The following is a 21,185-nucleotide window of genomic DNA, read 5'->3' on the forward strand; positions in this document are numbered from 1 at the left end:
TGCCGGAGCAGAGCCTTAACGTTTATTCGCGAGAAAACTTACGCTTTTTTCGCTTCAGCCGCAGCTTTAACGATAACGGCAAATGCGTCTGCTTTCAGGGAAGCACCGCCAACCAGCGCGCCGTCGATATCCGGCTGAGCAAACAGCTCTGCTGCGTTTTTATCGTTTACGGAACCGCCGTACTGGATGATCACTTGCTCAGCCACTTTCGCATCAGCTTTAGCAATGTGGTCACGAATGAATTTGTGAACAGCCTGAGCCTGAGCAGGAGTTGCTGATTTGCCAGTACCGATTGCCCATACTGGTTCGTAAGCGATTACCACGCCTTCGAATGCCGCAGCACCCTGAGTTTTCAGAACCGCGTCAATCTGACGTGCACAAACTTCTTCAGTTTTGCCCGCTTCGTTTTCTGCTTCGGTTTCGCCGATGCAAAGAACAGGGATCAGGCCAACTTCTTTCAGAATGGCGAATTTCTTAGCGATCAGTTCGTCAGACTCTGCGTGGTAAGTACGACGCTCTGAGTGACCGATGATGATGTATTTAGCACCAACATCTTTCAGCATTTCTGCGGAAACTTCGCCAGTGAATGCGCCAGACAGGTTCAGGTCAACGTTCTGAGCACCAAGAATGATGTGGCTGCCAGAAGCGGCATGTTTAGCCAGATCCAGATACATAGTAGGAGGAGCGATAGCCACGCCACAGCCAGCAACGCCAGCCAGTTCTTTGCGTAAGCCAGCAACCAGCTCGTGTACCATGTGCTTGCTGCCGTTCAGTTTCCAGTTACCCATCACCAAAGGATGTCGCATCTTAATTCTCCACAAGGTCAAACTAATAAAAGAATCGCTGCCATTCAGGGCAGCATGGTCTGTGAAACAGTATAGAGACTCAACTGCCTAAAGGCTTTGCTTTTTGTCATTTATTCGCCGTTGTTAAGCGTTTCAGATAGCGTCAGCTTAATCGGTTCAACTGCGAAGGTAAGCCCCTTTTCACCGTTATCCGCAACCACATAGCGAATCGCGCCATCTGTTTGCGCGTAATAACGCTTGTTCTTACCATTGCCGAGCAATTTGTTAAGTTTCGTCACGCTTTGCGGTTTTGAAAGCGATGTCGTAAACGTGCGAACCAGCGCCGCCATATACTCATTCGCTTTTGCGCGAGCGGCTTTTTGCTCCGGTCCCTGAATCGGTAACCAGGTTATCTGAATAGATTTTATCTTGAGTGTGCCGCGCTCAAGTGCGGCGGACGCATAGAGATTTTCGTTAATCTTACTGGCTGCGCGCATCAGGTTGATTTCATCAGCATTAGAGTCGATGGCGCGGAATTCGTTGATCGGCAACTTCGGATTTTCAGCGCTGAATTTTTCCCGAAACTGCGTGATGTTCATGTCAAACGTTGGCGCACCTGCCAGCAAATACGGAGCGGCTTGTAGCGTTGAAGCCGAATCTGTAGGCGGATCGGCCCAGACCACCGCGGCGGGTAGCATCAGTAAAGCCAGAGCTGCAAACAGATGTCTCATTGACAAATTCTCCTGTGAATTCTGCTTCCCGATTAAATCGGCATTCCGTTGGCTTGTCAAAACCCGGCATAGCCAGGGTACACTACGGCGCTAAACAATAAAATGGACCTTACCATGACCATACAGCAATGGCTGTTCTCTTTTAACGGACGTATTGGACGTCGTGACTTCTGGATTTGGATTGGCGTTTGGTTAATCGCGCTGATCATTCTCTTCACCCTGGCGGGTGCAGAAATTATGCCTTATTCCACTGCGGGTTTCTTTTTATCGGGTTCGTTGATTCCAACGGCGGCGGTGATTGTGAAACGTCTGCATGACAGAAATAAGAAAGGCTGGTGGGCGCTGCTGTTTATTCCAGCGTGGCTGCTGCTCGCGGGCAACTGGGAAACATTCGGAACTTTAGCGCAATGGGGACTTGGGCGTTTTATTCCAACGCTGATTCTGGTGATGGTGATTATGGACCTGGGCGCGTTTGTTGGCACCCAGGGTGAAAACCGTTTTGGCAAAGACACCAGCGAAGTGAAGTACCGCTAAATTACCAGTAATGTTCAGCAGTCATATGGCCCGGTCGGCGACGTAAATGTTTGGTCATCTGCCGGGTATCTTTCAGCAATTGCTGCGTATCACGTACCATCTGCGGGTTGCCGCACAACATCACATGGCTGGTTTCAATGTTCATCGGCAATCCGACTGCCGCTTCCAGCTCACCGTTTTCGATCAATGCAGGCACGCGTCCGGTTAGCGAACCCGGAATAGACTCACGGCTGACAACCGTCTGAATGCGTAGCTTTCCTTCGTATTGCTGCTGGAGTTTTTGCATTAACGGCAAATAACTCAAGTCCTGCGCGTAACGTACTGCATGCAGCAAAACGATATTCTCAAAACGCTCGAGTCCAGTGCCTTCCTGCAAAATTGAAAGATACGGCCCTAATGCGGTTCCTGTCGCCAGCATCCATAGCGTCTGGCAGTCAGGAATTTCATCGAGCACAAAGAAACCTGCCGCTTCGCTGACCAATGAAATCTCGTCGCCGGGTTGCAGCGCGTGTAAACGCGGGCTGAGTTTGCCTTCAGGTACGGTGACCAGATAAAACTCAAGATTCGGATCGCTGGGCGCGTTGACGTAGGAGTAGGCTCGCTGCACGCGTTCGCCATCAATTTCCATCCCAAGCTTGGTAAATTGCCCGGCGGTGAAAGGGGCGACAGGCGCATGAACAGTGAGACTAAACAGAGCATCGGTCCAGTTTTCAATCCGGATGACTTTACCTTTGACCCATTCCGCCATAATGCACGCTCCCCTTTGTTGTGTTTTCCCTATCTTCACCAGAAAAGTGCGAGATTTCCAGCCGGTTAAAGCTGGAAAGCTCAATCAGACAAACGGCGGCCTTACAGAATATGAGTCTGTACGTCCGGGTCTTTGCGGTCGAGATAGTGAATAGATTGGATACGGCGAATAGTGCGAGACTTTCCGCGAATCAGCAGTGTTTCTGTGGTCGCCATATTCCCTTTGCGCGTAATCCCGTCCAGCAAATCGCCTTTAGTGATGCCGGTTGCGGAGAAGATAACGTTGTCGTTACGCGCCATATCATCGAGTTTTAATACCACACCCGCTTCAATGCCCATTGCCTTACAGCGTTCTAATTCTTTTTCACCGATAAGACGGTTTTCTTCGCTATCACCCTTCACATGGTGACGAGCCAACAGGCGGCCTTGCATGTCGCCATCTAACGCACGAATAACCGCTGCGGAAATCACGCCTTCAGGTGCGCCGCCGATACCGTACATCACATCGACTTCGCTATCTGGCATACAGGTCAAAATTGACGCTGCAACATCACCATCAGGAATGGCGAAAACGCGCACGCCAAGTTTTTGTAACTCAGCAATGGTGGCGTCGTGGCGTGGTTTAGCAAGAATGGTAACGGTGAGCTCGCTCAGTGGCTTATTGAGCGCAACGGCGATGTTATAGAGGTTTTCAGCCAGCGGCAGATTGAGGTCGATAATGCCTTTCGCACCCGGGCCGACAATCAGTTTTTCCATGTACATATCGGGCGCATTCAGGAAGCTGCCTTTATCGCCGACGGCCAGCACCGCCAGCGCGTTGGCCTGGCCCATTGCCGTCATGCGGGTACCTTCAATCGGGTCAACAGCGATGTCTACCGCGTCGCCCTGGCCGGTACCGACTTTTTCACCAATGTAGAGCATTGGTGCTTCGTCGATTTCCCCTTCGCCAATCACAATCTGGCCATCAATATTGACCTGATTGAGCATGATACGCATGGCGTGAACGGCTGCTCCATCCGCCGTGTTTTTGTCGCCACGACCCAACCATTTATAACCCGCCAGTGCCGCCGCTTCGGTTACACGGGAAAATTCAATCGCAAGTTCTCGTCTCATTACATACTCATTTAAGAAGCCCAATTGCGACCGAGTTTAGCACAGGCGGGGTAGGGTGATCCCCTCTCCCTGGGGGAGAGGGTTAGGGGGAGGGCAATTAACTTTCTTCGTGATCTTCCCAGGCCAGCGCGCGTTTCACGGCTTTTTTCCAGCCAGCGTAACGGTAGTTGCGTTCGGTGGTTTCGATACCTGGACGGAACTCTTTTTCGATAACCGCTTTCTCGCTAACTTCGTCCAGGTTCTGCCAGAAACCAACGGCCAGACCCGCCAGATATGCCGCGCCCAAAGCTGTGACTTCGCGGACTTCAGGGCGTTCTACACGCGTACCTAAAATGTCCGCCTGGAATTGCATCAGGAAGTTGTTCGCCACCGCACCACCATCTACACGCAGAGCGTGAAGACGGATATTCGCGTCAGCCTGCATCGCTTCCAGCACGTCGCGCGTTTGATAAGCGATGGACTCAAGCGTGGCGCGGATAATGTGGTTGGCGTTCACGCCACGCGTCAGGCCGAAGATGGCGCCACGGGCATATGGGTCCCAGTAAGGTGCGCCGAGGCCAGTAAACGCAGGGACGACATATACACCGTTGGTGTCTTTCACTTTCGTTGCAAAGTACTCGGAATCCGTCGCGTCGCTGATAAGTTTCATTTCATCGCGCAGCCACTGAATAGAAGCACCACCCATGAATACGGCACCTTCCAGCGCATAATTCACTTCACCACGTGGGCCGCAAGCAATTGTCGTCAACAAGCCGTGAGTAGATTTAACCGCCTGAGTACCGGTGTTCATCAACATGAAGCAGCCGGTGCCGTAGGTGTTTTTCGCCATCCCTTCTTTGACGCACAACTGACCAAACAGAGCGGCTTGCTGGTCGCCAGCAATCCCGGCGATAGGAATACGCGTACCGCCTTTACCACCGATGTTAGTCTGACCATAAACTTCTGAAGATTTACGCACTTCTGGCAGCATCTCGCGTGGGATATCCAGCGCTTCGAGCATGCGGTCATCCCAGGTGAGATCGTGGATGTTAAACAACATGGTACGGGAGGCGTTGGTGTAGTCGGTGACGTGCACGCGCCCTTGAGTCATTTTCCAGATAAGCCAGGTATCGACCGTACCAAACAGCAATTCGCCACGGCGAGCACGCTCACGCGAACCCTCCACATGGTCCAGAATCCACTTCACTTTGGTGCCGGAGAAATACGGGTCAACCACTAGGCCGGTTGCTGATTTGATGTACTCTTCCAGTCCGTCGCGTTTGAGCTGTTCGCAGATTTCTGCGGTACGACGGCACTGCCAGACGATGGCGTTATAAATCGGTTTGCCCGTCTCTTTTTCCCAGACAATCGCGGTTTCACGTTGGTTGGTGATACCAATGGCGGCAATTTGGTCTGAGTTGATATCAGCTTTCGCCAACACTTCGACAAGTGTGGAACTTTGTGTTGCCCAAATCTCCATTGGGTCGTGTTCTACCCATCCTGCTTTTGGGTAGATTTGCTGGAATTCGCGCTGCGAAACGCTGACTACGTTGGCATCGTGATCCAGGACGACGGCGCGGGAGCTGGTGGTACCCTGATCAAGTGCGACGATATATTTTTTTTCGTGAGTCATAATCTTGTCCTGAAGTCAGTCTTACAAAGAAGCATTTTGTTGCGTGGAGGTGCTGGATTTCTCTTTATCTTCAACACATACATCGCAAGGTAAATGGTGGCCAATCAACTTACGGTAGCCAAATGCGCCAAGTGCTGCGCCTACTATTGGGCCAAATACTGGCACCAGGAAGTAAGGAATATCGCGTCCACCCGTAAAGGCAACCTCACCCCAGCCCGCGAGCCATGCAAACAGTTTCGGACCGAAGTCACGCGCAGGGTTCATAGCAAAGCCGGTGAGCGGTCCCATTGATGCGCCGATAACCGCAATCAGCAAGCCAATCAGCAACGGTGCTAATGGGCCACGTGGAATGCCGTTGCCATCATCAGTCAGAGCCAGGATAACGCCCATCAAAATGGCGGTAATCACCATCTCTACAGCAAACGCCTGAATCAAATTGATGTGTGGATTAGGATAGGTTGAGAAGATACCGGCCAAATCCAGGCTTTCTACGCTGCCGCGCACCATATGATGCGTCTGTTCGTAATCGAGGAATAAATTGTAATACAGGCCATACACCAAAGCTGCGGCGCAGAACGCACCTGCGACTTGTGAAACAATAAACGGAACCACTTTGCGTTTATCGAAGCAGGCGAACAGGCACAATGCGATGGTGACTGCCGGGTTGAGGTGCGCACCGGATACCCCTGCGGTCAGGTAGATAGCCATCGCTACCCCCAGCCCCCAGATGATACTAATTTCCCATTGCCCGAAGCTTGCGCCTGCCACTTTTAAGGCGGCAACGCATCCGACACCAAAGAAAATCAACAATGCTGTACCCATGAACTCGGCGATGCACTGACCTTTCAAGGTTGATGGAGCTGTCTGACTCATAATAGGGTCCTGAAGGCAAAATTAATGATTATTGTTTGTTCGGGCACTCCCTGCCGCGCAGGTGCCATGTAGGCGTAGTGTTAATTTATCGTTAACGAACATAAACGAGAAATATCGAACCTTAAAATTGTGTGGCTCGTCATAAAAATGAGCGATTTCGCGTCATTATGTGCGCATTATCACCCAAAAAAGACAACGCAAACGCGCACGTTAATCTTCAGCGCATTAACAAATAGTGATTTTAAGTCGCCCTGTCGTTCGGTATATGCCGAAAAACGTTATGTTACGCAAAGAGCGCTTGAACTCGCTGGACACGGGTACTCACGCTACTTACAATCGAGACACGCTGCGTGGTGCGCATATATTCATAAGGTGTCTTCGGGGAATATCCGGAACGGGGATTTATACCCATCATCCTTCAAGCTGCAGGGACGTTGGCTGCGCTCACTTACCCGAATCACTTACTGAAGTAAGTGATTCGGGATAAGCTCCCTGGCCGCCTACCTGCAACTCGAATGCTAACGGGTATAGACATCCATCAACGCCTTGCAATTCAGGAGAGGTTCGAAATGTCATTTGAAGTGTTTGAGAAACTGGAAGCAAAAGTACAGCAGGCGATTGATACCATTACCCTGCTGCAAATGGAAATCGAAGAACTGAAAGAGACGAACAACAATCTGTCTCAGCAAGTTCAGCAATCTCAGAGCAATCATGAAGAATTAGTACGCGAAAACAATTCTCTGAAAGAGCAACAGCACGTCTGGCAGGATCGTCTGCACGCCCTGCTGGGTAAAATGGAAGAAGTGTAAGACCACAGCTTCAATAAAAACGGGCGCCCCAGGGCGCCCGTTTTGTTATTCGATTTTGTTACTCAATATCGAGGGGATCTTCGGAAAGGATAATGCCGGTGTTATCCGCATACAGATGGTCGCCGGAGAAGAATGTCACGCCGCCAAAGTTAACGCGCACGTCACTTTCGCCAACGCCAACACCCGCAGAGCCAACAGGAATGGCGGCAATTGCCTGAATACCAATATCCAGTTCTTCCAGGTCATCGACCTGGCGCACGGCACCGTATACCACAATGCCTTCCCACTCGTTTTGAGTCGCCAGACGGGCAAGTTCTGCGTCAATCAACGCGCGGCGAACTGAGCCACCGCCATCAATCACCAGCACTCGGCCACGGCCATTTTGTTCGAGCAGATCATACAACAATCCGTTGTCCTCGAAACATTTCACCGTGATGATTTGCCCGCCAAAGGACGACCGCCCACCGAAATTGGAAAACAGCGGTTCAACGACGTTGACATCTTCCTGGTAGATGTCGCAAAGCTCGGAAGTATCATATTTCATAGGATTAAGATTCTGTTGCTGCACGAGTTGTCAGTATATCGCTTAATGTTAACTGTTGGCAAAATCATCAATTGTTAATTGATATTTGTCAGCTAAAACGACACCGTACTGAGCACAACTCCTATCGCAAACAATAGGTTAGTCAGTAACGCGGCTTTTACCGTGCGCTCGAGCATGGGACGCATCGCGAGCGGATCCCTTTCGCGCAGCACAAACAGGGTTTGCTTAATCAGAAGCGGTGCTGCCAGCACAAACAGCCAACCCCACAGACTTTGTAGCCACACCAGATTAAACACGGCCAGGCAGACCAGAGCGCCCATCAGCAGGCAGGCGTGATAACGACGAGCCTGCACTGGCCCCAGACGCACCGCCAGCGTGTTTTTACCGTTTTCCCGGTCGCTGTCGATATCGCGCAAATTATTAATATTAAGCACTGCAGTCGCTAATAACCCGCACGCGGTTGCAGGTAAAATGACTAAAGGCGCGAGAGAGTGCGCTTGTAGATACCAGGTTCCTGCCACGCTCAGCCAGCCGAAAAACACCAGCACCGAAATATCACCAAGCCCCATGTAACCATACGGACGCGTGCCGACGGTGTAGGTGATGGCCGCGATGATTGCCAGTAAACCTAAAGCCAGGAAGCCGAGGAAATCTGCCAGCGTACGGCAGGCAACGGCCACCAGCGCCAGGCCAGAAAGACAAATCAGTACCACGGTGATCATCAGCGCCTTTTTCATTTGCGCTTGAGTAATCACCCCTTTTTGCATCCCGCGCAGCGGCCCGATACGGTCTTCTTTGTCGCTACCTTTTACCGCATCGCCGTAATCATTCGCCAGATTTGAGAGGATTTGCAGTAACCCCGCAGTCAACAATGCCAACAATGCGATTGCAGGGTTAAACACACCTTGCCAGAAAGCCAACGCCGAACCACAAACAATTGAGGCAAATGCCAGAGGTAACGTGCGTGGGCGCAGGCTTTCAAGCCAGGCCTGAGTGGTGCTTACAGAGTGCGATTCGCTCATAGTTCTCTCTGTTAGATATAAAAAAATGGAGGGCATAAGCCCTCCATTTCAAATGAAGAAAATACGTTGAGCGGGATTATAGGATAAAACGGCTCAAGTCTTCATCTGCTACTAACTCATCCAGATGTTTACTGACATATTCGCCATCGATCAGGATGGATTGGCCGTTCATCTCGCTGGCATCATAAGAGATATCTTCAACCAGACGTTCCAGCACAGTGTGCAGACGACGCGCACCGATGTTTTCAGTCGATTCGTTCACTTGCCATGCGGCTTGAGCAATACGACGAATACCATCTTCGGTGAAGTCGATATTTACGCCTTCGGTGCCCAACAGCGCCTTGTACTGCACAGTGATCGACGCATTTGGCTCAGTCAGAATACGCTCGAAATCTTCTACGGTCAGCGCCTGTAATTCCACACGAATTGGCAGACGACCCTGCAATTCAGGAATCAAATCAGACGGGCTTGCCACCTGGAATGCGCCGGATGCGATAAACAGAATGTGGTCAGTTTTGACCATACCGTGTTTAGTCGAAACGGTGCAGCCTTCAACCAGCGGCAGCAAATCACGCTGCACACCTTCACGAGACACATCCGGGCCGGAGCTGTTGCCACCGCGCTTACAGATTTTATCGATCTCATCGATAAACACGATGCCATGTTGCTCAACGGCATCAATCGCGTCTTGCTTAAGCTCTTCCGGGTTCACCAGTTTCGCGGCTTCTTCTTCAATCAGAAGTTTCATCGCGTCTTTGATTTTCAGCTTGCGAGGTTTTTGCTTCTGACCGCCGAGATTCTGGAACATGGACTGCAACTGGCTGGTCATTTCTTCCATGCCAGGAGGAGCCATGATTTCAACACCCATCGGTGCCGCAGCCAGATCGATTTCAATTTCTTTATCGTCCAGTTGGCCTTCACGCAATTTCTTACGGAAAGACTGGCGAGCCGCAGATGGCTCAGGTGCAGTTTCGTTTTGACCCCAGTTGTTTTTAGCTGGCGGGATCAGCACATCAAGAATGCGCTCTTCTGCCATTTCTTCAGCACGATAGCGGTTTTTCTCGATGGATTGCAGACGCACCATTTTCATCGCGGAATCAGTCAGATCGCGGATGATAGAATCCACTTCTTTACCCACATAGCCGACTTCGGTGAATTTGGTTGCTTCAACTTTAATGAACGGCGCGTTAGCCAGTTTTGCCAGACGGCGGGCAATTTCGGTTTTACCTACGCCAGTTGGGCCGATCATCAGAATGTTTTTTGGCGTAACTTCATGACGCAGCTCTTCATCAAGCTGCATACGGCGCCAGCGGTTACGCAGCGCAATCGCCACGGAACGCTTGGCATTGTCCTGGCCAATGATGTGTTTGTTCAGTTCGCTGACAATTTCGCGTGGAGTCATTTCAGACATGGGGATTCCTTACGCCTTAGACGCTAATTCTTCAATAGTATGGAAATGGTTGGTGTAGATGCAGATATCACCGGCGATCCCCAGCGATTTCTCTACGATGTCACGAGCACCTAGTTCAGTATTTTCAAGAAGCGCACGTGCCGCAGCTTGGGCATAAGGGCCGCCTGAACCAATGGCAATCAGGTCATCTTCTGGTTGGATAACATCACCATTACCGGTGATGATAAGAGAGGCGTTTTCGTCAGCGACTGCAAGCAGAGCTTCTAGTTTGCGCAGCATACGGTCAGTACGCCAGTCTTTTGCCAGTTCAACCGCAGCTTTCACCAGGTGGCCCTGGTGCATTTCAAGCTTGCGTTCAAACAATTCGAATAGGGTGAAGGCATCCGCAGTGCCGCCAGCAAAGCCAGCAATCACTTTGTCGTTATACAAACGACGCACTTTTTTGACGTTGCCTTTCATTACAGTATTGCCGAGCGTGGCCTGACCATCACCACCGATTACGACATGGCCATTGCGGCGCACACTTACTATTGTTGTCACGAGCAGACCCCTTATTGCATCAGCTAAATAAGTACCCCGACATTTTATCGGGGCTGAATGCAATTATAGATGGGGGGGATTTTGGGGGTTTCAACCCCCAGTGCCAAGACGAATACAGTTAGAGTGACCCGCCATCTTCAGACGGTTGATCGTTCCATCAGCATTGTCTTTGCCTTTGATTGGGCCAATGACGACGCGGTTCCAACCATTGTTGGTGGTAATCCGGGAATCAAAGCCTTCAAACGCAAGCTGCGCACGAACGGTTTCCGCCTGCTCGCTGCCTTTAAACGAGCCGCACTGAACCATCCAGCGTTTCTCGTCCTTTGGCTTCTCCTGAGCTGCCGGAGCTTGTTTCGCTACTTCCTCACGGGTAATCGGAGCCGCCTTCGGCTGCGCGGATTCACGCGGTTGTGTCACCGGCTGTGCGGCACGCTGCTGAGTGTTATGTGGCGGCGTTTGCAACAAATCCTGGTACGGCTGTTGTGCCGTTGTTGTGGTGCGCGGCTGTTGCTGAACAGTACGTGGCTGTTGCGCGGCAGGTTGAGACTGTGGCTGTACCGTACGCGTCTGCGGCGCAACTTGTTGAGCAGTGAATTGCTGTTGCTGCTGAATCACTTTCTGGCGCTGAAGTGTGTTCTGACGCTGCTCTGGCGTCTGTTCATTCCAGGGGACTTCATTGAGCTGCGTCGGTTGCTGGCGCATATCTGCCTGCATTTGCTCCAGCAACTGGCGCTGTTCACTGGTGAGCTGATCTTTATTTTGCACTTCACCACCGGCAGAAGGCTCGGTAGGGGCGCGCACACCCGTCTGACGGTTTTCCAGTTCTTTGATATAACGCCAGCGTTCTTCGGGTTTAGGCGGCAGGCCGTTACCTGTGACTTTATGCCCAGGCAGGGCTTCGCTTTCATCTTTTTTGTGATGAGTAATGAAGTACAGGGCACCAATAAAGGTCACCAGAACGGCTGCCGCGATAGCGACCATCGTCGGCGAAACGGATGGCATGCTGCGTTGCTTGCTACGGGTGTTACTTTTCTTACGCCGCGTACCTGCCGATTGCCCGCGGCGTACATAATCTCGTTGTGCCACTATTGATTCGCTATATTTTTTTCGTTTATCAGCCCGCCATGTTACTTAATGGGCATCCCTTTGACCAGAATCCAGTGTCCTAAAGCGGGTCATTTTCTATTGCCAGGTGCGCTGGTAGAGCCTCGTTCAATCAGCTCGCAATCCAGTAAACGCGAGCCACTACTTACGGCGTGACCGTTTAGCTGATCCAAAAGCAGTAGCATAGCCTCCCGCCCGATATCGAAACGGGGTTGGGCGACGGTAGTCAGCGGTGGGTCACAGAACTGTGAAAGTGCAATGTCATCAAAGCCCATAATTGATAAATCTTCTGGCACGCGCAAGCCGCTACGTTTGGCTTGAGACAACGCGCCAAGCGCCATGACGTCGCTATGGCAGAATACTGCAGTCGGCGGATTAGGCAGCGCCAGGAGTTGCGCCAAAGCTGCCGCACCGGCTTCGTAAGTAAAGTTACCGCGCGCAATATAATGCGGATCGACCACCGCTCCCGTACGGCGCAATGCCTGCACGTATCCTTGTAAGCGATAATGGCAAAGTGGCATTTCTTCCGGGCCAGCGATACAGGCTATTTTCTGATGTCCGAGCTGCTGCAAATAATAAACAGCATTGAACGCAGCGGTCAGGTTATCAATATGAACCGTTGGTAGCTCGAGTTCGGGAGCAAATTCGTTCGCCATGACCATTGGCGGTAAATTGCGTTGTTCTTCAATGCTGGCATCAAAGGGCAACCGTGAACCGAGCAGCAACATGCCATCAATCTGCTTCGTGATGATCAGGTTGATGAAGGTTTTTTCCTGCTGATTTTGATGAGCGCAATCGCCAATCAACACCAGGTAGCCTTGCTCGGCTGCGGTCACTTCAATTCCGCGAATAATTTCGCTAAAGAAGGGATCACAAATATCCGGGACAATAACCAGAATGGTGCGAGACTCATTACGCTTTAAATTTCGCCCCAGGGAATGGGGTAAATAGCCAACGGCAATTGCCGCTTGTTCCACACGATTTCGAGTGCTTTGCGATACTTTGTCCGGGTTCATTAACGCTCTGGACACGGTTGCCGTTGAGACTTTCGCCTGCACAGCAACATCTTTCATGGTTGCATTGGCAACCTGATTCTTCGGCTTCAACTTCTTCTCCTCGCGTGCACTTTACAGGTGCTGACAACGTCCCTGGTGTCTGACCATGTCCACATTCTTAGCAGAAATTGATGCCGGTTAGTTACAGTTATTTCATTAAAAGTGTGATGGTTGTTGAATTTTTCGATCTGCTTCGCATATCCACAGGGCTTTGTGCTAGCCGTCTGTCGGATCAACATCCAGCATCCACTTCACTTTACGTGATTCCGGTAACGTATTGACCAGTTTCAATGAATGGCTAACGAGGCGCTGTAGGCGAGCACGGGAAGGATGTTGCAGGAGTATTTGCCAGCGAAAACGGCCGCCGCGTTTAGGTTGCAAACACGGCACCGGCCCCATTATCCACAACTGATCATCTCTTAACGGGCTGGATTCCAGCAGGTTCCGTAACTGCTGCAAAAAGAGCGGAGCCTGATGGTTATTCTGATCTTCTGCACGGAACATGATGTGGCTGGTAAATGGCGGCAAGAAGACTGTTTTGCGTTCCGTGAGCGCCTGGCTTGCGAAATTGTCGTAGCCTTTTGCGAGCAACGTTTGTAATAAAGGATGCTCAGGGTGGTGAGTTTGCAGCAGAACTTCACCTTGTTTACCGGCTCGCCCGGCACGGCCTGATACCTGAATATAAAGCTGCGCAAAACGTTCCGCTGCCCGGAAGTCAGCTGAAAATAGCGCACCGTCGACATCCAACAACGCAACCAGTGTCACATCCGGGAAGTGATGGCCTTTCGCCAGCATTTGCGTACCAATCAAAATGCGTGCGCCGCCACGATGGACTTCTGCCAACTGTTGCTCAAGTGCGCCTTTGCGGCTGGTGGTGTCGCGGTCGATGCGTGAAATTGGTACGCCCGGAAACTCAGGCTCAAGACTGTGCTCAAGCTGCTCCGTTCCCATACCAACCGGAACCAGGTTGGTAGAACCACAATGCGGGCATTGCTGGGGAATTGCTCTTTGGCTATCACAATGGTGGCAGCGTAAATGGCGCTGGCCCTGATGGTAAGTGTAATAGTGATCGCAGCGTGGACATTCTGCTATCCAGCCGCATTCATGGCACAGCAAAGCTGGGGCAAATCCTCGGCGGTTCAGGAACAGAATTACCTGATTATCGGCTTTCAGGTGCTGGCCAATTTTTTTGATGAGTGCTGGCGCAAGCCCTGATTTTAGCGGCTGACCTTTTAAATCCACCACTTGCTGCGTGGCCGGGCGTGCATTCCCGGCGCGTTTTGTCAGCCGTAACTGGCGATATTTTCCGACCTGAACGTTATGCAGGGTTTCCAGCGCGGGTGTTGCCGAGCCAAGAATAATCGGAATATCTTCTGCGTGAGCGCGATACACGGCTAAATCACGTGCGTGATAGCGCCAGCCTTCTTGCTGCTTATAAGAGCTATCATGTTCTTCATCAATCACGATCACACCGAGACGGCAAAACGGGGTGAAAAGTGATGAACGCGTGCCAATCACAATCGCCGCTTCGCCGCTACGTGCTTTCAGCCATACCGCGAGGCGTTCGCTATCGTTAAGCCCGGAGTGCAAAACTTCGACCGGCGCGTTAAAACGCTCGCGAAAACGGGCGATAGTTTGCGGTGTTAAACCAATTTCTGGCACCAGAACCAGGGCTTGCTTACCCTGCGCCAGCACGTTTTCCAGCACACTGAGATAAACTTCGGTTTTGCCTGATCCGGTGATGCCTGCCAGCAACCAGACGGCAAAATGGTCGGCGGAGCTATGAATGGCGCCGATGGCGGTGGCCTGCTCGGTGTTGAGCCGTAAACGCTCACCTTCTACCGAATAGCTATCGCGCCAGTCTGCGGCCGACGGCGCAGCACTTTTCAGGTCGCATAAACCTTTGGCTCGCAGAGCTTGTAGCCCGGCCTCGCTGATTTCCAGCTCGCTAACCTGATGACGCCAGATGATTTTTTGCCGTACCGCTGCCAGAGCTTGCTGCTGTTTAGGCGCACGTTTCAGGCTATTAAGGTCTACGGCTTTGCCTTCTTCAGTGGCGAACCAGTACCACAACGGCGCGTGGTGGGCGGGTTTCCCCTGGCGCAGCAAACCCGGTAGTGCGTGGAAGAGCACGTCGCCTAGCGGATGGTGGTAATACTCGGCCGCCCACAGCAGTACGCGCCAGAGCGAATCCGGAAACAACGAAGCGCCATCCAGAACTTCAGCAACAGGTTTTAGCTCATTGAGAGGCAATTCACTGTGCTCGCTAACAGAAACAACGATCCCGACAGCCTGGCGTTTACCAAACGGCACCATGACGCGACAGCCTGACGCCACCTGCATTCCAGCAGGAATGAAGTAGTCAAAAGTACGGGCGAGAGGAACCGGTAAAGCGACGTGGGCGACAGGCATTAATACATCCAGGCTGATAAAAATGACGAGATAGTGTACACTGTGTGTTCCAGAAAATGCGGATCAGTTTGCATCCACTCGCGGGGTTCTGTATGATTCGCCGCCTTTGATGCGCAGTTTTTGGTGTCAAAAAACCTAATTTATCAACTTCGCGCGGTGTCTGGCGTTAGGGCTGGAAGAGCGGCGCGGCCTTATACAGAGGTTTTCCATGAAAAAGAATATTCACCCGAACTACGCAGAAATTACTGCAAACTGTTCTTGCGGTAATTCTATCAAGATTCGCTCTACCGTGGGTCATGATCTGAACCTGGACGTATGTGGCGAATGCCACCCGTTCTACACTGGCAAGCAGCGTGATGTTGCTACCGGTGGCCGCGTTGACCGCTTCAACAAGCGTTTCAGCGTTCCAGGCGCGAAGAAGTAATTCTTTGCTCTACGGTAGTAAGAAAAAGGCGCCTAACGGCGCCTTTTTTGTTTCTGTCGATCCCGTAAAACCTTAATATTCCCAGGTCTCTGGATCAATCCCCAGCTCGCGCATAATCACTTTTGCCGCTTCAGGAATTTCATCGCTACGCTCTTTGCGCAGGTCTGCATCGTTTGGCAACGGTTGGCCGGTAAACGCGTGCAGGAATGCTTCGCACAGCAACTCACTGTTTGTTGCGTGACGCAGGTTATTCACCTGGCGACGGGTACGCTCATCGGTGAGGATTTTTAACACCTTCAGAGGAATGGAAACCGTAATTTTCTTTACTTGCTCACTCTTCTTCCCGTGCTCAGCGTAAGGGCTGATATATTCGCCGCTCCATTCAGCCATGAGATACTTAATCCTCTTATCAATGTATTTAGGCCTCCACCGGTCACATGCGCGGCAAAAGCGATTATCTGGTCGTAGTGTAAGCGTTTATTGATCCGCGGTCTGCGGCGCTATCACCCTAAAGCATATAATTTTAACGGCTATTTCGCGTTTGCTCAATCTATACGCAAAGAAGTTTAGATGTCCAGATGTATTGACGTCTAACTCGGCAGTGTTTACTCTGGTGCCTGACCTTTATTCGACCAGCAAGGATTCGAGAGCCATGACGCGCAAACAGGCAACTATCGCAGTACGTAGCGGTTTGAACGATGACGAGCAATACGGCTGCGTTGTCCCACCTATCCACCTTTCCAGCACTTATAATTTCACCGGATTTAACGAACCTCGTGCGCATGACTATTCGCGCCGTGGGAATCCTACGCGTGATGTCGTACAGCGCGCGCTGGCAGAACTGGAAGGCGGAGCTGGCGCGGTGCTGACGAATACCGGCATGTCAGCCATCCATCTGGTCACGACCGTTTTTCTGAAACCTGGCGACCTGCTGGTGGCTCCTCATGACTGCTACGGTGGCAGCTATCGCCTGTTTGATAGTCTGGCAAAACGCGGCGCATATCGCGTTTTGTTTGTTGATCAAGGTGATGAAGCTGCATTAAATGCAGCACTGGCCGAAAAACCGAAGCTGGTGCTGGTCGAAAGCCCAAGTAATCCCTTGTTACGCGTGGTAGATATTGCGAAAATCTGCGCCGCAGCGCGTGAAGCTGGGGCAATCAGCGTGGTGGATAACACTTTCCTGAGCCCGGCTCTGCAAAATCCGCTGGCCCTGGGTGCGGATTTAGTTCTGCATTCTTGTACTAAATACCTGAATGGCCACTCAGACGTGGTCGCAGGTGTTGTAATTGCGAAAGACGCTGAAACCGTGACTGAGCTTGCCTGGTGGGCAAACAACATTGGTGTAACCGGCAGCGCTTTCGATAGCTACTTGCTGCTGCGTGGCCTGCGTACACTCTCACCTCGTATGGAAGTGGCACAACGCAACGCCCAGGCGATTGTTGATTTCCTGCAAACGCAACCGCTGGTGAAAAAGCTGTATCATCCTTCGCTGCCTGAAAACCAGGGCCATGAAATTGCGGCTCGTCAGCAAAAAGGTTTTGGCGCGATGCTGAGTTTTGAATTTAATGGCGACGAGCAAACATTGCGTCGTTTCCTGAGTAGCCTGACTCTCTTCACGTTAGCGGAATCGCTGGGTGGAGTAGAAAGTTTGATTTCACACGCGGCGACGATGACCCATGCGGGCATGGCTCCAGAAGCGCGTGCGGCAGCGGGGATTTCAGAAACCTTGTTGCGTATTTCTACTGGCATTGAAGATAGCGAAGATTTAATTGCTGACCTGGAAAATGCCTTCCGGGTTGCAGCCGAGGGGTAAGCATGAGTGTTTCAGCACCAACAGGGGCGTCGGGTCGTCAACTGCATAAATTTGGCGGCAGTAGTCTGGCAGATGTGAAGTGTTACCTGCGCGTTGCAGGGATCATGGCCGAGTATTCTAAACCTGGCGACATGATGGTGGTTTCTGCCGCCGGTAGCACAACTAACCAGTTGATTAACTGGCTAAAATTGAGCCAAAGCGATCGTCTTTCTGCTCATCAGGTTCAGCAGGCGCTACGTCGTTATCAAAGCGACCTGATTAGCGGCCTGGTGGCAGCTGATGTTGCTGATACTTTGATTGGCCAGTTTATTCACGATCTTGAGCGTCTGGCGGGTTTACTTGACGGCAAAATGACTGACGCTGTGTATGCCGAAGTCGTGGGTCATGGTGAAATTTGGTCTGCACGCCTGATGTCTGCGGTGTTGAATCAATTAGGTCATCCAGCAGCCTGGCTTGATGCGCGTGAATTTATGCGCGCTGAACGCTCGGCGCAACCTCAAGTTAATGAAGGTTTATCCTGGCCGCTGCTGCAAGAATTAATGGCGCAGCATCCACACAAACGCCTCGTGGTTACCGGCTTTATCTGCCGTAACGATGCGGGTGAAACCGTCCTGCTGGGTCGTAACGGTTCTGACTATTCTGCAACGCAGATTGGTGCTCTGGCAGGGGTTTCCCGCGTGACCATCTGGAGTGACGTTGCCGGGGTTTATAGTGCCGACCCACGTAAAGTCAAAGATGCGTGTTTGCTCCCATTGCTACGCCTGGACGAAGCCAGTGAACTGGCGCGTCTTGCCGCTCCTGTGCTGCACGCCCGTACCTTGCAGCCCGTTTCAGGTAGCGACATCGATCTGCAATTACGTTGTAGCTATTCACCAGAGCAAGGCTCCACACGTATCGAGCGCGTGCTGGCTTCCGGCACTGGCGCACGCATTGTTACCAGCCACGATGATGTGTGCCTGATTGAACTGGAAGTTGCTCCGCAGCAAGATTTTAAACTGGCGCACAAAGAACTGGATACGCTGTTAAAGCGCGCTCAGATTCGCCCGTTGTCGATTGGTGTTCATCCTGACCGCAATCTGCTCCAGCTTTGCTATACCTCAGAAGTGGCTGGCAGCGTGCTGCAAACCCTTCAGGATGCTAATCTTCCTGGCGAATTACGCCTGCGAGAAGGTCTGGCGCTGGTCGCAATGGTAGGCGCGGGCGTTTGCCGTAATCCACTGCACAGCCACCGCTTCTGGCAGCAACTGAAAGATCAGCCTGTTGAGTTTATCTGGCAGTCAGAAGATGGCATCAGCCTGGTGGCGGTGTTGCGTGTTGGCCCAACCGAAAACCTCATCAAAGGCCTGCATAAATCTCTGTTCCGTGCTGAAAAACGTATTGGTCTGGTCCTGTTTGGGAAGGGCAATATCGGCTCGCGCTGGTTAGAACTTTTCTCTCGCGAACAAGAAACCCTTTCAGCTCGCACCGGCTTTGAATTTGTTCTGTCGGGTGTGGTTGATAGCCGCCGCAGCTTGCTGAATTACGAAGGTCTGGACGCCAGCCGTGCGCTCGCTTTCTTCAATGATGAAGCCGTAGAGCAAGATGAAGAGTCATTATTCCAGTGGATGCGTGCGCACCCATATGATGATTTAGTGGTGTTGGATGTGACGGCGAGCGAACAGCTGGCCGACCAATACCTTGATTTCGCCAGCCACGGTTTCCATGTTATCAGCGCCAATAAAGTCGCGGGTGCAAGTACCGGTCAGAAATACCGTGAAATTCGCAACGCGTTTACCAAAACGGGCCGCCACTGGTTGTACAACGCAACCGTAGGCGCGGGCCTGCCGGTGAACCATACCGTGCGTGACTTACGTGAAAGCGGCGATTCCATTCTGGCTATCAGCGGTATTTTCTCGGGTACGCTTTCCTGGCTGTTCCTGCAGTTCGACGGCACTGTTCCATTTACCGATTTAGTTGACCAGGCCTGGCAGCAAGGGCTGACTGAACCCGATCCGCGCGTCGATCTCTCCGGGAAAGATGTGATGCGCAAGCTGGTGATTCTGGCTCGTGAAGCGGGTTATGACATCGAGCCCGATCAGGTGCGTGTTGAGTCGCTGGTCACAAGCGGAAGTGAAACGGGTTCCATCGACCATTTCTTCGAAAATGGTGATGAGATCAATGAGCAAATGCTTCAGCGCTTTGAAGCCGCTCAGGAAATGGGGCTGCTTCTGCGCTATGTGGCGCGTTTCGACGCTAACGGTAAAGCGCGTGTTGGTGTGGAAGCGGTACGCCCTGAGCATCCTCTGGCTTCACTGCTGCCGTGCGATAACGTATTTGCCATCGAAAGTCGCTGGTATCGCGATAACCCACTGGTGATTCGCGGGCCGGGTGCCGGGCGCGATGTGACAGCGGGTGCTATCCAGTCGGATCTCAACCGTCTGGCACAGTTGCTGTAACGATTGCGAAAAAAACCGAGGCCAGCTTTTGCTGGCCTTTTTTAATTATTCACGGCCATCGTGAATAAATTTCAACTTGATTGAGAATTCCTCATTTCTTGTGTTGAATTATCAGTTGACGGCGCCATGCTTTTCCTTCATCTTGCTATCTGGACGTCTAAACGTCTGGATGTAGTAAAACACAACACCACATAATAAAATGCGATTGATGAGGTAAGGGTATGAGCTTTTTTCACGCCAACCAGCGGGAAGCACTGAATCAGAGTCTGGCCGAAGTTGCCGGGCAAATTAACGTTTCCTTTGAGTTTTTCCCGCCGCGCACCAGTGAAATGGAACAAACCCTGTGGAGCTCAATTGACCGCCTCAGCAGCCTGAAACCGAAATTTGTCTCCGTAACTTACGGTGCAAACTCTGGCGAACGCGACCGTACCCATAGCATCATCAAAGGCATTAAAGACCGCACTGGCCTGGAAGCAGCCCCGCATTTGACCTGTATCGATGCCACCCGCGAAGAATTGCGCACTATCGCGCAGGATTACTGGAATAACGGCATTCGTCACATCGTCGCTCTGCGCGGCGATTTACCGCCAGGCGGCGGCAAGCCGGATATGTACGCTTCAGATCTGGTCACATTGCTCAAAGACGTCGGTGATTTTGATATCTCCGTCGCCGCCTATCCGGAAGTTCATCCAGAAGCGAAAAGCGCACAGGCTGATTTGATCAACCTGAAGCGTAAAATTGACGCAGGCGCAAACCGCGCAATTACTCAGTTCTTCTTCGATGTGGAAAGCTATCTGCGCTTTCGCGATCGATGCGCCGCAGCGGGTATCGACGTCGAAATCGTGCCTGGCATTTTGCCGGTGAGTAACTACAAGCAGGCCCATAAATTCGCCACCATGACCAACGTGCGTGTCCCGCACTGGATGGCGCAAATGTTTGAAGGGCTGGATAACGACGCTGAAACGCGCAAAATGGTCGGTGCCAATATTGCGATGGATATGGTGAAAATCCTCAGCCGTGAGGGCGTGAAAGACTTCCATTTCTACACGCTTAACCGTGCAGAAATGAGCTACGCAATTTGCCACACCCTGGGTGTTCGCCCGGCAGTATAATTCAGACAATGGCCCGCAAGGGCCATGACTTTCCGCAGTAAATCCATTCCCCCTCTCAATACCCCTTTCATTTCTAATGTTAAGTTTTGAAAGTTTATGTTGCTGTCGA

At 51.7% G+C, this 21,185-nt stretch carries 20 protein-coding genes; 6 read left to right on the forward strand and 14 right to left on the reverse strand.

Going from position 1 to position 21,185, the window contains the following annotated elements; all coding sequences use genetic code 11:
• Positions 1 to 38: 38 nt before the first annotated feature.
• On the reverse strand, positions 39 to 806 hold the full coding sequence (gene tpiA, locus AC0IWZ_RS21710) for a triose-phosphate isomerase (protein WP_034500041.1): 768 nt from the start codon (positions 804 to 806) through the stop codon (positions 39 to 41).
• 110 nt (positions 807 to 916) lie between these two features.
• Complete coding sequence (locus AC0IWZ_RS21715; RefSeq protein WP_410374193.1) at positions 917 to 1,483, reverse strand: DUF1454 family protein; 567 nt, start codon at positions 1,481 to 1,483, stop codon at positions 917 to 919.
• 147 nt (positions 1,484 to 1,630) lie between these two features.
• On the opposite strand from AC0IWZ_RS21715, the gene AC0IWZ_RS21720 reads away from it, so the two are divergent.
• Positions 1,631 to 2,050 (forward strand): DUF805 domain-containing protein, encoded by a 420-nt coding sequence (locus tag AC0IWZ_RS21720; RefSeq protein ID WP_034500043.1) that lies wholly within the window; start codon positions 1,631 to 1,633, stop codon positions 2,048 to 2,050.
• A gap of 1 nt (position 2,051) precedes the next feature.
• Here AC0IWZ_RS21720 and fpr read toward each other — a convergent pair whose 3' ends face one another.
• The 4 genes from fpr to AC0IWZ_RS21740 all read right to left on the reverse strand — a co-directional run bounded on the left by fpr (position 2,052) and on the right by AC0IWZ_RS21740 (position 6,395).
• Positions 2,052 to 2,798 (reverse strand): ferredoxin--NADP(+) reductase, encoded by a 747-nt coding sequence (fpr, locus tag AC0IWZ_RS21725; protein WP_034500044.1) that lies wholly within the window; start codon positions 2,796 to 2,798, stop codon positions 2,052 to 2,054.
• A gap of 101 nt (positions 2,799 to 2,899) precedes the next feature.
• On the reverse strand, positions 2,900 to 3,910 hold the full coding sequence (glpX, locus tag AC0IWZ_RS21730) for a class II fructose-bisphosphatase (RefSeq protein ID WP_034500046.1): 1,011 nt from the start codon (positions 3,908 to 3,910) through the stop codon (positions 2,900 to 2,902).
• A 97-nt stretch (positions 3,911 to 4,007) separates the two neighbouring features.
• Positions 4,008 to 5,522 (reverse strand): glycerol kinase GlpK, encoded by a 1,515-nt coding sequence (gene glpK, locus AC0IWZ_RS21735; protein WP_034500047.1) that lies wholly within the window; start codon positions 5,520 to 5,522, stop codon positions 4,008 to 4,010.
• Positions 5,523 to 5,543: 21 nt separating this feature from the next.
• Positions 5,544 to 6,395 (reverse strand): MIP/aquaporin family protein, encoded by an 852-nt coding sequence (locus AC0IWZ_RS21740; RefSeq protein WP_034500050.1) that lies wholly within the window; start codon positions 6,393 to 6,395, stop codon positions 5,544 to 5,546.
• Between the two features lie 569 nt (positions 6,396 to 6,964).
• Here AC0IWZ_RS21740 and zapB point away from each other — a divergent pair.
• Positions 6,965 to 7,204 (forward strand): septal ring assembly protein ZapB, encoded by a 240-nt coding sequence (gene zapB / locus AC0IWZ_RS21745; RefSeq protein WP_034461423.1) that lies wholly within the window; start codon positions 6,965 to 6,967, stop codon positions 7,202 to 7,204.
• A 58-nt stretch (positions 7,205 to 7,262) separates the two neighbouring features.
• Here the strand turns inward: zapB and rraA are convergent, their stop codons facing one another.
• The 7 genes from rraA to priA form a co-directional block, all read right to left on the reverse strand.
• Positions 7,263 to 7,748, reverse strand: coding sequence for a ribonuclease E activity regulator RraA (gene rraA, locus AC0IWZ_RS21750; protein ID WP_034500052.1), 486 nt, complete (start codon positions 7,746 to 7,748; stop codon positions 7,263 to 7,265).
• 92 nt (positions 7,749 to 7,840) lie between these two features.
• A complete protein-coding gene (menA, locus tag AC0IWZ_RS21755) occupies positions 7,841 to 8,770 on the reverse strand; it encodes a 1,4-dihydroxy-2-naphthoate polyprenyltransferase (RefSeq protein ID WP_471678493.1) in 930 nt (309 codons plus the stop codon).
• Positions 8,771 to 8,846: 76 nt separating this feature from the next.
• Entirely contained in the window at positions 8,847 to 10,181 is a 1,335-nt protein-coding gene (hslU, locus tag AC0IWZ_RS21760; RefSeq protein ID WP_034461420.1) for an HslU--HslV peptidase ATPase subunit, read from the reverse strand.
• Positions 10,182 to 10,190: 9 nt separating this feature from the next.
• Positions 10,191 to 10,721, reverse strand: coding sequence for an ATP-dependent protease subunit HslV (hslV, locus tag AC0IWZ_RS21765; RefSeq protein WP_034461419.1), 531 nt, complete (start codon positions 10,719 to 10,721; stop codon positions 10,191 to 10,193).
• Positions 10,722 to 10,811: 90 nt separating this feature from the next.
• Complete coding sequence (gene ftsN, locus AC0IWZ_RS21770) at positions 10,812 to 11,807, reverse strand: cell division protein FtsN (protein ID WP_072011230.1); 996 nt, start codon at positions 11,805 to 11,807, stop codon at positions 10,812 to 10,814.
• An 89-nt stretch (positions 11,808 to 11,896) separates the two neighbouring features.
• Complete coding sequence (cytR, locus tag AC0IWZ_RS21775) at positions 11,897 to 12,931, reverse strand: DNA-binding transcriptional regulator CytR (RefSeq protein WP_115631648.1); 1,035 nt, start codon at positions 12,929 to 12,931, stop codon at positions 11,897 to 11,899.
• A gap of 165 nt (positions 12,932 to 13,096) precedes the next feature.
• Positions 13,097 to 15,292, reverse strand: coding sequence for a primosomal protein N' (gene priA, locus AC0IWZ_RS21780; protein ID WP_471680523.1), 2,196 nt, complete (start codon positions 15,290 to 15,292; stop codon positions 13,097 to 13,099).
• A gap of 208 nt (positions 15,293 to 15,500) precedes the next feature.
• Between priA and rpmE the strand changes: the two genes are divergently transcribed.
• Positions 15,501 to 15,716, forward strand: coding sequence for a 50S ribosomal protein L31 (rpmE, locus tag AC0IWZ_RS21785; RefSeq protein ID WP_034500060.1), 216 nt, complete (start codon positions 15,501 to 15,503; stop codon positions 15,714 to 15,716).
• A 72-nt stretch (positions 15,717 to 15,788) separates the two neighbouring features.
• On the opposite strand, the gene metJ is transcribed toward rpmE, so the two are convergent.
• The gene (gene metJ / locus AC0IWZ_RS21790; RefSeq protein WP_034461414.1) at positions 15,789 to 16,106 is read right to left on the reverse strand and encodes a met regulon transcriptional regulator MetJ; all 318 of its coding nucleotides are present in this window, start codon (positions 16,104 to 16,106) and stop codon (positions 15,789 to 15,791) included.
• 262 nt (positions 16,107 to 16,368) lie between these two features.
• Here metJ and metB point away from each other — a divergent pair, with 262 nt between their 5' ends.
• From metB to metF, 3 genes are all read left to right on the forward strand, one after another.
• Entirely contained in the window at positions 16,369 to 17,529 is a 1,161-nt protein-coding gene (gene metB, locus AC0IWZ_RS21795) for a cystathionine gamma-synthase (RefSeq protein ID WP_034500061.1), read from the forward strand.
• A gap of 2 nt (positions 17,530 to 17,531) precedes the next feature.
• Entirely contained in the window at positions 17,532 to 19,964 is a 2,433-nt protein-coding gene (locus AC0IWZ_RS21800) for a bifunctional aspartate kinase/homoserine dehydrogenase II (protein ID WP_259268529.1), read from the forward strand.
• A gap of 221 nt (positions 19,965 to 20,185) precedes the next feature.
• Entirely contained in the window at positions 20,186 to 21,076 is an 891-nt protein-coding gene (gene metF / locus AC0IWZ_RS21805; RefSeq protein ID WP_034500064.1) for a methylenetetrahydrofolate reductase, read from the forward strand.
• Positions 21,077 to 21,185: the final 109 nt, after the last annotated feature.

The sequence above is a fragment of the Buttiauxella sp. AC142 genome, assembly GCF_979253435.1.

Excerpts from the sequence above, each read along its gene's own strand:
- tpiA (WP_034500041.1), bottom strand. The coding sequence starts at position 806 with ATGCGACATCCTTTGGTGATGGGTAACTGGAAACTGAACGGCAGCAAG.
- AC0IWZ_RS21715 (WP_410374193.1), bottom strand. The coding sequence starts at position 1,483 with ATGCTACCCGCCGCGGTGGTCTGGGCCGATCCGCCTACAGATTCGGCT.
- AC0IWZ_RS21720 (WP_034500043.1), top strand. The coding sequence starts at position 1,631 with ATGACCATACAGCAATGGCTGTTCTCTTTTAACGGACGTATTGGACGT.
- fpr (WP_034500044.1), bottom strand. The coding sequence starts at position 2,798 with ATGGCGGAATGGGTCAAAGGTAAAGTCATCCGGATTGAAAACTGGACC.
- glpX (WP_034500046.1), bottom strand. The coding sequence starts at position 3,910 with ATGAGACGAGAACTTGCGATTGAATTTTCCCGTGTAACCGAAGCGGCG.
- glpK (WP_034500047.1), bottom strand. The coding sequence starts at position 5,522 with ATGACTCACGAAAAAAAATATATCGTCGCACTTGATCAGGGTACCACC.
- AC0IWZ_RS21740 (WP_034500050.1), bottom strand. The coding sequence starts at position 6,395 with ATGAGTCAGACAGCTCCATCAACCTTGAAAGGTCAGTGCATCGCCGAG.
- zapB (WP_034461423.1), top strand. The coding sequence starts at position 6,965 with ATGTCATTTGAAGTGTTTGAGAAACTGGAAGCAAAAGTACAGCAGGCG.
- rraA (WP_034500052.1), bottom strand. The coding sequence starts at position 7,748 with ATGAAATATGATACTTCCGAGCTTTGCGACATCTACCAGGAAGATGTC.
- menA (WP_471678493.1), bottom strand. The coding sequence starts at position 8,770 with ATGAGCGAATCGCACTCTGTAAGCACCACTCAGGCCTGGCTTGAAAGC.
- hslU (WP_034461420.1), bottom strand. The coding sequence starts at position 10,181 with ATGTCTGAAATGACTCCACGCGAAATTGTCAGCGAACTGAACAAACAC.
- priA (WP_471680523.1), bottom strand. The coding sequence starts at position 15,292 with ATGCCTGTCGCCCACGTCGCTTTACCGGTTCCTCTCGCCCGTACTTTT.
- rpmE (WP_034500060.1), top strand. The coding sequence starts at position 15,501 with ATGAAAAAGAATATTCACCCGAACTACGCAGAAATTACTGCAAACTGT.
- metJ (WP_034461414.1), bottom strand. The coding sequence starts at position 16,106 with ATGGCTGAATGGAGCGGCGAATATATCAGCCCTTACGCTGAGCACGGG.
- metB (WP_034500061.1), top strand. The coding sequence starts at position 16,369 with ATGACGCGCAAACAGGCAACTATCGCAGTACGTAGCGGTTTGAACGAT.
- AC0IWZ_RS21800 (WP_259268529.1), top strand. The coding sequence starts at position 17,532 with ATGAGTGTTTCAGCACCAACAGGGGCGTCGGGTCGTCAACTGCATAAA.
- metF (WP_034500064.1), top strand. The coding sequence starts at position 20,186 with ATGAGCTTTTTTCACGCCAACCAGCGGGAAGCACTGAATCAGAGTCTG.